This window comes from Streptomyces sp. bgisy159, from assembly GCF_057707805.1.
In genome coordinates this window covers 1-788 of sequence record NZ_JBYIQX010000130.1, presented here as the reverse complement: position 1 = coordinate 788, position 788 = coordinate 1, and the positions used below count along the sequence as shown (strand labels likewise).

1 protein-coding gene is annotated in these 788 nt (G+C 63.2%); it reads right to left on the bottom strand.

Annotation, left to right across the window (positions count from 1 at the left end; translation table 11 throughout):
* Positions 1-73 precede the first annotated feature (73 nt).
* Positions 74-349, bottom strand: coding sequence for a hypothetical protein (locus AC3ET3_RS36120; protein WP_435613737.1), 276 nt, complete (start codon positions 347-349; stop codon positions 74-76).
* Positions 350-788 lie beyond the last annotated feature (439 nt).

Sequence of the window (788 nt, the reverse complement as noted above, 5' to 3'; positions counted from 1 at the left end):
GTAGCGGCCGACGGGGAAACCACTTCGGCACTGTTTCTCCTTGGCTCAGATGAGGACGATGTTGCTGCCCGGATCAGCTGGTGGTGTCCACCATGTATTTTCCGGCAAGTGTGGAGCCGTTGGTGTGCCCCCGCCGTATGTTGGTGATGAGACCTTCAAGCGTCTTCTTTCCGGTGGCTGTACTCGTGTCGATGTCCGGGCGGCCCTCTGCCCAGCCGTCTATCACGTAGGCGAGTCGCCTGTTACCGTCGAGGTACGTCTCGGCGATGTGGGCATTGGCATAGTTGTCTGCGTCAGCCTTCATGGAATTGCCGATGTCCCACGTCAGTGTGTCAATACCGCGTTGCACCAGGTCGCCGTAATGGCGACAGTGGTCTGGCCGTACGGTTGCGGTGGGTGCGCCGGAATTCCTCTGTGGTCCGGCGGGCTGAGCGCGTACTCAGATGGGGCCCCGTCCTCGATCGGACGGCGGAGGTCGGTGTGGCATCGGCGGAGGCGGGCCGAAGCCGTTTGCAATGTGGGTGGATTGGTGCGACGGGAAAGTCGACGGCGAGAGCGGGGGCGGACTCAGTCTGCGGCGCTTTCGAAGTATGACGAATGCTGTGATGGCGATCGCTGCGACAGCGGCTCCGATGCCGATCTGCAGCCAGGGGGTGTCGTCGTCTGTTGCGGTGATCGCCACTCCCGGGTCAGTGTCCTTAGAGGGCGTCGGTGTGCCGGTGTCGTCTGGTCTCGGAGGTGCCGACGGTGGAGCTGCCTCCGTGAGGTCCGGCAGCGGGTACTCGTCT